The following is an 11,913-nucleotide window of genomic DNA, read 5'->3' on the forward strand; positions in this document are numbered from 1 at the left end:
ACCCCCGATGAACACCCGCTACCCGTTCACCGCCGTCGTCGGCATGGACGACCTGCGGCTCGCGCTGCTGCTGACGGCCGTCAGCCCGGCCGTGGGCGGCGTACTGGTGCGGGGTGAGAAGGGCACGGCGAAGAGCACCGCCGTGCGCGCGCTCGCCGAGCTGCTGCCCGAGGTGCCGATCATCGTCGGCTGCCGCTTCAGCTGCGACCCCGACTCGCCCGACCTCGGCTGCCCCGACGGACCGCACGGCAACGCGCCCGGCACCTCCCGTCCCGCCCGGATGGTGGAGCTGCCCGTCGGCGCCTCCGAGGACCGGCTCGTCGGCGCGCTCGACATCGAGAAGGCGCTCGCCGAGGGCGTGAAGGCCTTCGAACCGGGGCTGCTCGCCGCCGCGCACCGGGGGATCCTCTACGTCGACGAGGTCAACCTGCTCCACGACCACTTGATCGACGTGCTGCTCGACGCCGCCGCGATGGGCCAGTCCCACGTCGAGCGCGAGGGCGTCTCCGTGCGGCACGCCGCCCGCTTCCTGCTCGTCGGGACCATGAACCCCGAGGAGGGCGAGCTGCGGCCGCAGTTGCTCGACCGGTTCGGGCTGACCGTCGAGGTGGCCGCGTCGCGGGACCCCGAGCAGCGGGTCGAGGTCGTCCGGCGGCGGCTCGCCTTCGAGGACGACCCGGCCGCCTTCGCCGCCCGCTGGGCCGACGAGGAGCGCGCCCTGCGCGAACGGATCGTCACCGCCCGGGAGTTGCTGCCGCAGGTGGAGCTCGGGGACGCGGTGCTGCTCCAGATCGCCGCGACCTGCGCCGCCTTCGAGGTGGACGGCATGCGCGCGGACATCGTGATGGCCCGCACCGCGACCGCGCTCGCCGCCTGGGCCGGACGGACCGAGGTCACCTCGGAGGACGTGCGGCAGGCCGCGCTCCTGGCCCTCCCCCACCGGCGGCGGCGCTCGCCCTTCGACGCGCCCGGTCTCGACGAGGACAAGCTCGACGAGACCCTGGAGCGGTTCAAGGGGGACGAGCCGGACGACGATCCGGAGCCGGACGGCCCGGGGGACGGCGGGCCCGGCGGTGGCGGGGGCGTCCCCCCGCAGGGAGAGGGCCCCGACGGGCCCGCGCCCGAGTCCGCCGACGCCCCCGAGTCCGCCGACGCCCCCGGGTCCGCCGACACCCCCGGGAGCGCACCTGCCCCGCAGGGCTCCGGTGCCGGTGGGCGTGGAGCCGTCAAGGCCGGCGAGCCCTTCCGCACGAAGGTGCTGAGCGTGCCCGGTCTCGGCCAGGGCGCGGCCGGTCGCCGTTCCCGGGCCCGCACGGAGCACGGCCGCACCACCGGCTCGACCCGGCCCCGGGGCGCGCTGACCAAGCTGCACCTGGCCGCGACCGTCCGGGCCGCCGCCCCGCACCAGCGGGCGCGCGGCCGGTCCGGGCCCGGCCTGGTGGTCCGCCGGGACGACCTGCGGCAGGCGACCCGGGAGGGGCGCGAGGGGAACCTGGTGCTCTTCGCCGTGGACGCCTCCGGCTCCATGGCGGCACGGCAGCGGATGGGCGCCGTGAAGGGCGCCGTGCTCTCGCTGCTGCTCGACGCCTACCAGCGGCGCGACAAGGTCGGGCTCGTCACCTTCCGGGGGCGGGACGCCGAGGTGGCGCTGCCGCCGACCTCGTCCGTGGACGCGGCCGCCGCCCGCCTGGAGAAGCTTCCGACCGGAGGCCGTACGCCGCTGTCCGCCGGGCTGCTCAAGGCCCACGACGTGCTGCGGGTCGAGCGGTTGCGGGACCCCTCGCGCCGCCCGCTGCTCGTCGTCGTGACCGACGGGCGGGCGACCGGCGGGGGCGCCGACCCGGTGGCGCTCGCGGCCCGCGCGGCACGGCTGCACGCGGCCGAGGGCACGGCGTCGGTGGTCGTGGACTGCGAGACCGGACCGGTGCGGCTCGGGCTCGCGGGGGTCCTGGCGCGCGAACTCGGCGGCACCGCCGTGACCTTGGACGAGCTGCGCGCCGACTCGATCGCCGGGCTCGTCAGAGACGTACAGGCAGCAGGACAGACGACACAGACAGCATGGAGGGCCGCTTGATGCCGCAGGGACAGCCGACCGTCGTGCCCGACGACGGTCTCACCACCCGTCAGCGCCGCAACCGTGCCCTGGTGATGGTGCACACCGGCGTCGGCAAGGGGAAGTCGACCGCCGCGTTCGGCATGGCGCTGCGCGCCTGGAACCAGGGCTGGCCGATCGGGGTGTTCCAGTTCGTCAAGTCCGCCAAGTGGAAGGTCGGCGAGGAGAACGCCCTCAAGGCGCTCGGCGAGACCGGCAAGGGCGGCACGGTCACCTGGAACAAGATGGGCGAGGGCTGGTCCTGGATCCAGCGCGAGGTCGCCGAGGGCGAGCAGTCCCACGAGGAGAAGGCCCGCGAGGGCTGGGAGCAGGTCAAGCGCGACCTCGCCGAGGAGAGGTACAAGTTCTACGTCCTCGACGAGTTCGCGTACCTGCTGCACTGGGGCTGGATCGACGTCGAGGAGGTCGTCGAGGTGCTGCGCGACCGGCCCGGGCAGCAGCACGTCGTCATCACCGGTCGCAACGCGCCGCAGGAGCTCCAGGACTTCGCCGACCTGGTGACCGACATGTCGAAGGTGAAGCACCCGATGGACGCGGGTCAGAAGGGCCAGCGGGGCATCGAGTGGTAGCACGTCTCGTCATCGCCGCGCCCTCGTCCGGCGCGGGCAAGACCACGGTCGCGACCGGCCTGATGGCCGCGTTCGCCGGCCGTGGTCTGGCCGTCTCCCCGCACAAGGTCGGGCCCGACTACATCGACCCGGGCTACCACGCGCTCGCGACCGGCCGCCCGGGCCGCAACCTCGACGCGTACATGTGCGGTACGGGGCTGGTCGCGCCGCTCTTCCTGCACGGGGCGCGCGGCTGCGACCTGGCCGTGGTCGAGGGGGTCATGGGCCTGTACGACGGCGCCGCCGACCAGGGCGAGCTGGCGTCCACCGCGCAGGTCGCGAAGCTGCTCAAGGCGCCGGTGGTCCTCGTCGTCGACGCGTCCTCGCAGTCGCGGTCGGTGGCGGCGCTCGTGCACGGGTTCGCGTCCTGGGACCCGGAGGTGCGGATCGGGGGCGTGATCCTCAACAAGGTCGCGACGGACCGGCACGAGCACCTGCTGCGGGAGGCGCTCGGGGAGTCGGGCGTGCCCGTCCTCGGCGTGCTGCGGCGTGCGCCCGCCGTCGCCACGCCGTCTCGGCACCTCGGGCTCGTGCCGGTCGCCGAGCGGCAGGCGGCTGCCGTGGAGGCGGTGGCGGCGCAGGCGGAGCAGGTGCGGGCGGGTTGCGATCTGGAGGCGCTGCTGGCGCTTGCGCGGTCGGCTCCGCCGTTGAGCGCCGAGCCGTGGGTGCCGGCGGTCGGAGAGCGGTTGCGCGCCGGTGGTCCACCACGGCGCGTGGCCGTGGCCGGTGGGGCCGCCTTCACGTTCTCGTACGCCGAGCACACGGAGTTGCTCCGGGCCGCCGGCGCCGAGGTCGTCACGTTCGATCCGCTGCGGGACGAGGCCCTCCCCGAGGGGACGAGCGGGCTCGTCATCGGCGGGGGCTTCCCCGAGATGTACGGGGCCGAGCTCTCCGCCAACGAGCAGCTGCGGAAGGCCGTCGCCGAGCTCGCCGCCTCCGGCGCGCCGGTCGCCGCCGAGTGCGCCGGGCTGCTGTACCTGGCGCGGTCGCTGGACGGCCGGCCCATGTGCGGGGTGCTCGACGCCGACGCGCGGATGTCGGAGCGGCTCACGCTCGGCTACCGGGACGCCGTCGCCGTGAGCGACAGCGTCCTCGCGCCGGCCGGGACGCGGATGCGGGGACACGAGTTCCACCGCACCGTCGTCGAGCCGGGCGCCGGGCCGTCGGCGGCCTGGGGGCTGCGGCAGCCGGAGCGGCGGGTGGAGGGCTTCGTGCGGGACGGGGTCCACGCCAGCTACGTGCACACCCACTGGGCGGGGTCCCCGGAGGTCGCCGCACGGTTCGTGGGGCACTGCGCGTGAGATCAGCCGCCGGAGACGCCCACCACGAGCCAGATGAAGACCACGCCCGCCACCGTGCACAGCACGGTGGAGCGGGCGGGGTGTTCGTGGTGGGCCTCCGGCAGGATCTCGGCCGCGGCGAGGTAGAGCAGGGCACCGCCGAAGAAGCCGAGATAGCAGCCGAGCAGTTCCTCCGGAAGGGTGAACAGGGTGGCGAGTCCGGCGCCGACGAGCGGGGCGACGGCGTCCGCGACGAGCATGGCGAGGGCTTTGCGGCGGGCGTTCCCGTAGAGGCTCGTGATCGTGTACGTGTTGAAGCCGTCGGCGAAGTCGTGGGTGATGACGGCGAGCGCGACGGTGGCGCCCATGCCGCCGCTGACCTGGAAGGCGGCGCCGAGCGCGATGCCGTCCATGAGGCTGTGGAGCACCATCGCGGCGGCCGCGGTGAGGCCGACCTGGGGGACCCTCTCGTCGGCGCCGACGCCGTGGGCGGCACGGTTGACGGCGAGGAGGCGTTCGACGACGTGCGCGAAGAGGAAGCCTCCGACGAAGAGCAGCAGGGCCTCCGGGACGCCGAAGACCTTCCTCCCCGCGGCCTCCAGGGCCTCCGGCAGGAGGTCGAGCCCGACGACGCCGAGCATGAGTCCGCCGGCGAGGCCGAGGACGAGGTGGCGGCGGTCGGTGACGCGCCCGGCGACCCAGCCGCCGAAGAGCGTCATGAGGAACGCGCCGAGCGCGACGACTACTGCCATGGGCCTTTGCTATCGGATGGGGCGGCGGGTGCGCACCTCGGTGTCGGGGCCCGGCCGGGGACGGCGGCGGACGAGCTGCTCGCGCTGATCGGGGAGGTCCTGCGGGAGGCGGGGCTCCCGGTCGGACGCGTGCGCTCGCTCGCCACGCTGGACGCGCGGGCCGTCGAGCCGGGGATCGTGGCGGCCGCGGTGGCCCTCGGGGTGCCGGTGCGGGGGTTCTCGGCCCGGGAGCTGGCGGCCGTTCCCGTACCGCATCCCTCCGCGCTGCCGCTGGCCGCGACGGGCACGGCCTCCGTGGCGGAGGCGGCGGCGCTGCTCGCGGCAGGGACGGCGGGGGCGGATGGGACGGCGGGGACGGACGAGTCCCCGGACGCGGGTGGGCCGGTGGGGACGGATGAGCCGGTGGGGGCGGGCGGGCCTGCGGGGGCGGGCTCGGGCGGGGACTCGGGCGCGGGCGCGGAGGCGGCCACGGGCGCGGAGGCGGGGCCCGGGGCGCCGCCCGGCGGCCGGGGCGGCGCCGTGCTGCTCGTCCCGAAGCGGAAATCTCGGCGTGCGACCTGCGCGATCGCCGCTTTCGCCCCGTTTCGTCCGAACGAAGTGACCTCCATCGCACGGTTGTTGCCCTTGACGCACGGGTACATCGCTGGCGAGCCTGGCTCACCCCCCACCATCCCCACCCCCCACACGACGGCGGCCATGGACACGCACACGCACACCGACGCCCACGACCTGCGCCACCACGGTGACGCCGAGGTCCGGGACGAGAAACTCATCGACCTGGCGGTCAACGTCCGTACGAACACCCCGCCGGACTGGCTGCGGAAGAGGATCGCCGACTCGCTGACCGGTCTCGCGGCCTATCCGGACGGCCGGGTCGCGCGGGCCGCGGTCGCCGAGCGGCACGACCTGCCGTCGAAGCGGGTGCTCCTGACGGCCGGCGCGGCGGAGGCGTTCGTGCTGCTCGCACGGGCCCTGCCGGTGCGGCGGCCGGTGGTGGTGCACCCCCAGTTCACCGAGCCGGAGGCGGCGCTGCGGGACGCCGGGCACGAGGTGGGCCGGGTGCTGCTGCGCGAGGAGGACGGCTTCCGGCTGGATCCGGCGGCGGTTCCGGAGGACGCGGACCTGGTGGTGATCGGGAACCCCACGAACCCGACCTCCGTGCTGCACCCGGCCGCCACGATCGCCGCGCTCGCCCGCCCGGGGCGGACCCTGGTGGTCGACGAGGCGTTCATGGACGCGGTGCCGGGCGAGCGGGAGTCGCTGGCCGGGCGGACCGACGTGCCGGGACTCGTGGTGCTGCGGAGCCTCACCAAGACCTGGGGGCTCGCCGGGCTGCGGATCGGGTACGTCCTGGCCGAGCCGGAGACGATCGCGGCCCTGGAGCGGACGCAGCCGCTGTGGCCGGTGTCGACGCCCGCCCTGGTGGCGGCGGAGGCGTGCATGACGCGGGCGGCGCTCGCGGAGGCGGAGCACGCGGCGCACCGGATCGGGGTGGAGCGGGCCCATCTGCTGGCCGGGCTCGCGGAGTTCGACGAGGTGCGGACGGTGGCGGGGGCGGAGGGCCCCTTCGTGCTGCTGCGGACCGACGGGGCGGACGCGGTACGGGAGCGGCTGCGGTCGCTCGGGTTCGCGGTCCGCCGGGGCGACACGTTCCCGGGGCTCGACCGGAACTGGCTGCGGATCGCGGTCCGCGACCGGGCGACGACGAACCGTTTCCTGCAGGCACTGGACCAGGCGCTGCTGATCGGCGGCTGATCGGCGGCTGCTCGACGGCTGCTCGACGGCCGCTCGCCCCCGCCGGGTGCGCGCGGAAGGGCCCGGGGAGGGCCGTGTCGTCACCGCCGCCCTCCCCGGACCCCCGCTTCCCTCCCGGCGCCCCCCGGCGCTTCCCCCTCGGGCCGTCAGTCGCGGGAGCGGGCGCGCGAGCGGGTCACGGCGAGGGCGCCGCCGCCGGCGACGAGGAGGGCGAGCGCTCCGGCCGCGATGTACGGGGTGGTGGAGCTGCCGCCGGTCTCGGCGAGGTGCTCGGTGGGCGTGGTGCCGCCGTTGTTCGTCTTGACGCCGCCGGCGTCGCTCGGCTTGACCGAGGGCTGCTGCGCGGGCCGCTCGCTCGGCTCGTCGGTGGGCTTCCCGGTCGGCTTCTCGGTGGGCTTCTCGGTCGGGGTCGTGCCCTTCGGCGTCTCGCAGGTGGCCTCGGCGAGGGTGACCGTGCCGTCGACCGCGGCGACGCCGAGCTTCAGCGGGTCGACCTCGACCTTGAGTTCGAGGGCCGTGGCCGCGGCGGTGCGGGAGGTCGTGGAGGTGCGGGAGAGGTCCAGGGTGACCTTGCCGACGCCCGGCACGGCGACCTGGGTCCGGCCGCCCGCGGACAGGGTGGTCTTCTTGCCGAACACGGTCACGTGACCGAGGACGTCGGACTCGGCGACCGGCTTCTTCCCCACCTCGCACAGCGCCCTGGACGTGACCTTCTCGACCTCGACGAGGGAGAGCAGCGGGATCCCGGGGACGTGCACCCGCGCCTTCACGAGGTTGACGTACCCCTCGGCCTTCTTCTCGTCCACGGTCGCGTCCGACGTGGCGACGTCGGCCCTGAGGAGGTCGACCGGCTTCCCGCCCTCGGCCCCCCGCACCTTCACGGAGAGCGCGGTCTCGTTCTCGCTCGCCGGCGCCTCGACCTCGTTGAGGGAGGTCCGCACCGGCACGTCCACGGTCTTGCCGAGGAGGGAGACGTCGAGGCCCGCCCGCAGCACGACGGCGGTGGAGCGCCCTTCGCCGCCCGTGGCGTGCGCCGCCGGGGCCGCGAGGAGCACGGGTCCGACGGCCAGGGCGGCGACGGTCGCGGCGGCGGCGGAACGACGTACGGGCAGGCGGAAGGTGTTGCTGTTCAAGATGGTGGAACCCCCACAGGAGACATGGCGTCGCCGGCCGCTCACCACGGGGACGGTGGGTCGGCGCGGCCTCGGCGACTTGAGACACCGGAATCTTTACGCACGGAGAGTGAACCGGCAGTCGCCTGTCGTGAGTTCACTCCAAAGGGGGGTTTCCGTGTTCATTTTCGATTTTTTCGACACAACCGTTCTCAGCCATCCCGCGCGTTTCGCACGGGAAGGCGTGCACGCGGAGAGTGAGAACGATCCGCTGCGCACCGGGGTCACGGATCGTCAACCCGAAGACCTGCTGTAGATTAATTTAGGCCAGCCTAACCTAAGCGAACGAAGGACTCCGTGAGCATCGAGGTCTACCGGGACGCCTGGGGCGTCCCCCATCTGCGGGCCGCGGACCCGGAGGAACTCGCCTTCGCCCAGGGACGGGTCACCGCCCGCGACCGCGCCTGGCAGCTGGAGGTCGAGCGGCACCGGGCCCAGGGCACCAGCGCCGCCTTCCTCGGCGCCGCCGAGCTCGGCTGGGACTCCTTCGTCCGGCGGGCCCGGCTCGCCGACACCGCCCGCCGCTGCTTCGAGCGGCTCGAGGAGACCGACGCGGCGACGGCGGCGTGGGTGCGCGCGTACGTGGACGGGGTCGACGACGGTCTCGCCGAAGGCGCGGCCCGCGCGCCCGAGTTCGCGGCGACCGGCCTCGCGCCCGGCCGGTGGGAGCCGTGGACCCCGCTCGCCGTCTGGCTCTCGACCCACATCCTCTTCGCCGGCTTCCCCACCAAACTGTGGCGGGACGAGGTCGCCCGGCGGCTCGGCGAGGAGTGGACGGAGCTCTTCGCGACCGACGGGCCCGGGACCGCGGGCTCCAACGGCTGGGTCGTGGCCGGTGGACGGACCGCGAGCGGGGCGGCCCTGGTGGCCGGCGACCCGCACCGGTTCATCGAGGCGCCGGGCGTCTACCAGCAGATCCGGCTCGCCTGCCCCGCGTACGACGTGGTGGGCCTCGCCGTGCCCGGCGTCCCCGGGCTCGCCCACTTCGGCCACGCCGGACCGGTGGCCTGGGCGATCACCAACGCGATGGCGGACTACCAGGACCTGTACAGGGAACGGCTGCGACGGCTTCCCGACGGCACCGTGGAGGCCCTCGGCCCCGACGGCTGGGCCCCGGCGACCGCGCACACGGAGACGGTCGGGATCGCGGGCGCGGAGCCGGTGGAGATCGAGGTGATCGAGACCGACCGGGGGCCGGTGATCATCGGCGGGCCCGGGGACGGCTCCGCGGAGGCGGAAGGGGAGGGCCTCGGCCTGCGCCACCCGCCGCGGGTCACCGGGGAGCTCGGCTTCGGGGCGCTGCCCGCGCTGCTGCGCGCCCGGACCGTCGCCGACGTGGACGCGGCCCTCGACCGCTGGGTCGAGCCGGTGAACGTCGTCCAGGCCGCCGACGCCCGGGGCGGCCTCCTGCACCGGGTCGCCGGCCACGTGCCCGTACGGGACCGGGCCAACTCCCTGCGCGTCGTGCCCGCCTGGGACCCGGCGCACGCCTGGGCCGACGCGCCGGCCCCCCTGCCCCGCGCCGAGGTCCACGGCCACGCCGTGATGGCCAACGCCCGGGGCCTGGCCGCGCCGCTGGGCGTCGAGTTCGCGCCGCCGCACCGGGCGGCCCGGATCGACGAGCTGCTCCGCGCCTCGGCGGCCTGGACCCCGGAGACGACGGCCGCGATCCACACGGACACCGACAACCCCTCGGCGGCCCGCCTGCTCGAAGCGGTACGACGCGCGGGCGGGGACCCGGGGGCCACCGGCGAGGCCCCCCGGACCACCGGCGAGGGCCCGAGGACCACCGGCGAGAACCCGGGGGCCACCGGCGAGGACCGCGGGACCACCGGCGGGGGCTCGGGGGCCGCCAGCGGGGACGGGCGGTCCGCCCGCCTCTCCCCCGCCGGTTCCGACGTCCGGCGGCGGCTGCTCGGCTGGGACCGGCGGATGGACGCCGAGAGCGTCGACGCCGGGCTCTACGCGGCCGTGCGCGGGGCCGTCGTGCGACGGCTCGCCGGCCACGAGGCCTTCGCGGCGCTGCGCGAACCCGCCCCGTACCCCGACCTCTTCCGGCCCTGGCTGGCGCTCGGACCGCGCGTCGCCCTCGCCCTGGAGACGCTGCTCGTGGCCGGGCCCGTGCCCGCCGAGGACGTCGACCGGATCGTGCGCGAGGCGCTCGACGAGGTCGGCGCCGGGGAGCCGCCCGCCGCCTGGGGCACGACGCACCGGCTCGCGCCCTGGCAGGCGCTGCCCGACCCGGACGACGACCGGTGGCCGGGGCTCGGCGGGGACCACGACTGCGTGCTCTCCACGTCCAGCGTGCCCGGCTGGACCGACCGCAGCGCCCGCGCCTCCGCCGCGCGGTACGTCTGGGACCTGGCCGACCGGGAGCGGAGCCGCTGGATCGTGCCGTTCGGCGCGTCCGGCGTCCCCGGCGACCCGCACCACCGCGACCAACTCCCCCTGTGGCTGCGGGGCGAGCTCGCCCCCGTCACCACCGACTGGCAGAAGCTCACGAAGGAGCAGGGATGACCACCGCCGTACACGTCCAGACCGTCGAGGGCTTCGGGACCGTCACGGTCCGCCCCGTCGACCCCGACGGGGACGCCCCGCTCCTGCACGGCTGGGTCAACGAGGAACGGGCCCGCTTCTGGGGCATGGCCGGGACCACCGTCGAGCAGGTCCGGGAGGTCTACGCCCACCTCGACTCGCTGACCACCCACCACGGTTACCTGGTCAGCCGGGACGGGGAGCCGGTCGCCCTCTTCCAGACGTACGACCCGGCGGCGGACCGGGTGAGCGAGTGCTACGAGGTGCGGCCCGGCGACATCGGCGTGCACCTGCTCGTCGCACCGGGGCTCGCCCCCGAGGCCGGCTTCACGGGCCGGCTGCTCACCGCGCTCGTCGCCTTCGCGCTGACGGACCGCACCCGGATCGTGATCGAGCCCGACGCCGCCAACGAGAAGGCGATCGCCCGCATGCTGCGGGCCGGTTTCGAGCTGGGCCCGGAGGTGGTGCTCCCCGAGGTGGACCTGCCGGAGGTGTTCCTCCCGGAGAAGCGGGCCCGGCTGGCGTTCCTGAGCCGCTGACCGGGGCCCGGTCGGCCGGGGCCCGGCTCAGCCCACGACCCGGCCGTTGACGACGACCCGGCGCGGCGCCGCGAGGACGCGGACGTCCGCGCGCGGGTCCTCGCCGTAGACGACGAGATCGGCCGGGGCGCCCTCCTCCAGGGCGGGGCGGCCCAGCCAGGCCCTGGCCCCCCAGGCGGTGGCCGAGAGCGCGTCGACGGGCGGGATGCCGGCCCGGGTCAGCTCCTCGACCTCCTCGGCGACCAGGCCGTGGGCGAGGGAACCGCCCGCGTCGGTGCCGACGAAGACGGGCACGCCGGCGTCGAAGGCGGCCCGCACGGTGTCGTAACGCCGCTCGTGGAGCCGGCGCATGTGCGCCGACCAGCGGGGGAACTTCTCCTGGCCGCCGTCGGCGAGGTGCGGGAAGGTCGCGATGTTGACGAGGGTCGGGACGATGGCCACGCCCCGCTCGGCGAAGAGCGGGATGGTGTCCTCGGTGAGGCCCGTGGCGTGCTCGATGCAGTCGATGCCGGCCTCGACGAGGTCGCGGAGCGAGTCCTCGGCGAAGCAGTGCGCGGTGACCCGGGCGCCGAGCCGGTGCGCCTCCGCGATGGCCGCCTCGACCTCGGCGCGCGGCCAGCAGGCGGTGAGGTCGCCCACCTCGCGGTCGATCCAGTCGCCGACGAGCTTGACCCAGCCGTCGCCGCGGCGGGCCTCGCGGCCGACGTACGCGACGAGGTCGGCGGGCTCGATCTCGTGGGCGTAGTCACGGATGTAGCGGCGGGTGCGGGCGATGTGCCGGCCCGCCCGGATGATCTTCGGGAGGTCCTCGCGCCCGTCGATCCAGCGGGTGTCGGAGGGCGAGCCCGCGTCCCGGATGAGCAGGGTGCCGGCGTCCCGGTCGGTGAGGGCCTGCTTCTCGCTGGTGGCCTCGTCGACGGGGCCGTGCCGGTCGAGGCCGACGTGGCAGTGGGCGTCGACGAGCCCGGGGAGCACCCAGCCCTCCACGGTGACGGCCCCGGCGGCGGGCCGGTCGAAGGTGATCCGCCCGTCGACGCACCACAGTTCGTCGCGGACGTCCTCCGGGCCGACGAGCACCCGCCCCTTCACGTGCAGCACCTCGTGATCGCTCATACCCGCACTCTACGAGCCGCCGGGCGGGGGCCGTCGGGCCGGCGGT

10 protein-coding genes are annotated in these 11,913 nt (G+C 75.5%); 7 read left to right on the plus strand and 3 right to left on the minus strand.

Annotation, left to right across the window (positions count from 1 at the left end; all coding sequences use genetic code 11):
• The first annotated feature begins 7 nt into the window (after window positions 1-7).
• Genes ACZ66Z_RS27495 through ACZ66Z_RS27505 form a run of 3 tightly spaced genes read left to right on the plus strand, consistent with a single transcriptional unit; the run spans window position 8 to window position 4,022 of the window.
• Complete coding sequence (locus ACZ66Z_RS27495; RefSeq protein WP_469938043.1) at window positions 8-2,074, plus strand: putative cobaltochelatase; 2,067 nt, start codon at window positions 8-10, stop codon at window positions 2,072-2,074.
• Window positions 2,074-2,682, plus strand: a complete 609-nt coding sequence (gene cobO, locus ACZ66Z_RS27500; protein ID WP_389306123.1) for a cob(I)yrinic acid a,c-diamide adenosyltransferase — start codon at window positions 2,074-2,076, stop codon at window positions 2,680-2,682. Before ACZ66Z_RS27495 ends, cobO begins: the two co-directional genes overlap by 1 nt.
• Window positions 2,676-4,022, plus strand: coding sequence for a cobyrinate a,c-diamide synthase (locus tag ACZ66Z_RS27505; protein WP_469938044.1), 1,347 nt, complete (start codon window positions 2,676-2,678; stop codon window positions 4,020-4,022). Before cobO ends, ACZ66Z_RS27505 begins: the two co-directional genes overlap by 7 nt.
• 2 nt (window positions 4,023-4,024) lie before the next feature.
• Here ACZ66Z_RS27505 and ACZ66Z_RS27510 read toward each other — a convergent pair whose 3' ends face one another.
• Window positions 4,025-4,753, minus strand: coding sequence for a ZIP family metal transporter (locus ACZ66Z_RS27510; RefSeq protein WP_469938045.1), 729 nt, complete (start codon window positions 4,751-4,753; stop codon window positions 4,025-4,027).
• A 6-nt stretch (window positions 4,754-4,759) separates the two neighbouring features.
• Between ACZ66Z_RS27510 and cobC the strand changes: the two genes are divergently transcribed.
• A complete protein-coding gene (gene cobC, locus ACZ66Z_RS27515; RefSeq protein WP_469938046.1) occupies window positions 4,760-6,508 on the plus strand; it encodes an Rv2231c family pyridoxal phosphate-dependent protein CobC in 1,749 nt (582 codons plus the stop codon).
• Window positions 6,509-6,654: 146 nt separating this feature from the next.
• Here the strand turns inward: cobC and ACZ66Z_RS27520 are convergent, their stop codons facing one another.
• Window positions 6,655-7,641 carry an SCO1860 family LAETG-anchored protein gene (locus tag ACZ66Z_RS27520; RefSeq protein ID WP_469938047.1) on the minus strand — a complete coding sequence of 329 codons (987 nt, stop codon included), beginning with the start codon at window positions 7,639-7,641 and terminating at the stop codon, window positions 6,655-6,657.
• Between the two features lie 157 nt (window positions 7,642-7,798).
• On the opposite strand from ACZ66Z_RS27520, the gene ACZ66Z_RS27525 reads away from it, so the two are divergent.
• From ACZ66Z_RS27525 to ACZ66Z_RS27535, 3 genes are read left to right on the plus strand one after another with little or no spacing between them, the layout of a single operon-like run.
• Window positions 7,799-7,936, plus strand: coding sequence for a hypothetical protein (locus ACZ66Z_RS27525; protein WP_469938048.1), 138 nt, complete (start codon window positions 7,799-7,801; stop codon window positions 7,934-7,936).
• A gap of 41 nt (window positions 7,937-7,977) precedes the next feature.
• The gene (locus tag ACZ66Z_RS27530; RefSeq protein WP_469938049.1) at window positions 7,978-10,197 is read left to right on the plus strand and encodes a penicillin acylase family protein; all 2,220 of its coding nucleotides are present in this window, start codon (window positions 7,978-7,980) and stop codon (window positions 10,195-10,197) included.
• Window positions 10,194-10,754, plus strand: coding sequence for a GNAT family N-acetyltransferase (locus ACZ66Z_RS27535; RefSeq protein WP_469938050.1), 561 nt, complete (start codon window positions 10,194-10,196; stop codon window positions 10,752-10,754). The genes ACZ66Z_RS27530 and ACZ66Z_RS27535 overlap by 4 nt, the downstream gene beginning before the upstream one ends.
• Before the next feature lie 27 nt (window positions 10,755-10,781).
• Here the strand turns inward: ACZ66Z_RS27535 and ACZ66Z_RS27540 are convergent, their stop codons facing one another.
• The gene (locus tag ACZ66Z_RS27540; protein ID WP_469938051.1) at window positions 10,782-11,867 is read right to left on the minus strand and encodes an amidohydrolase family protein; all 1,086 of its coding nucleotides are present in this window, start codon (window positions 11,865-11,867) and stop codon (window positions 10,782-10,784) included.
• Window positions 11,868-11,913: the final 46 nt, after the last annotated feature.

This window comes from Streptomyces sp. NPDC107498, from assembly GCF_055582805.1.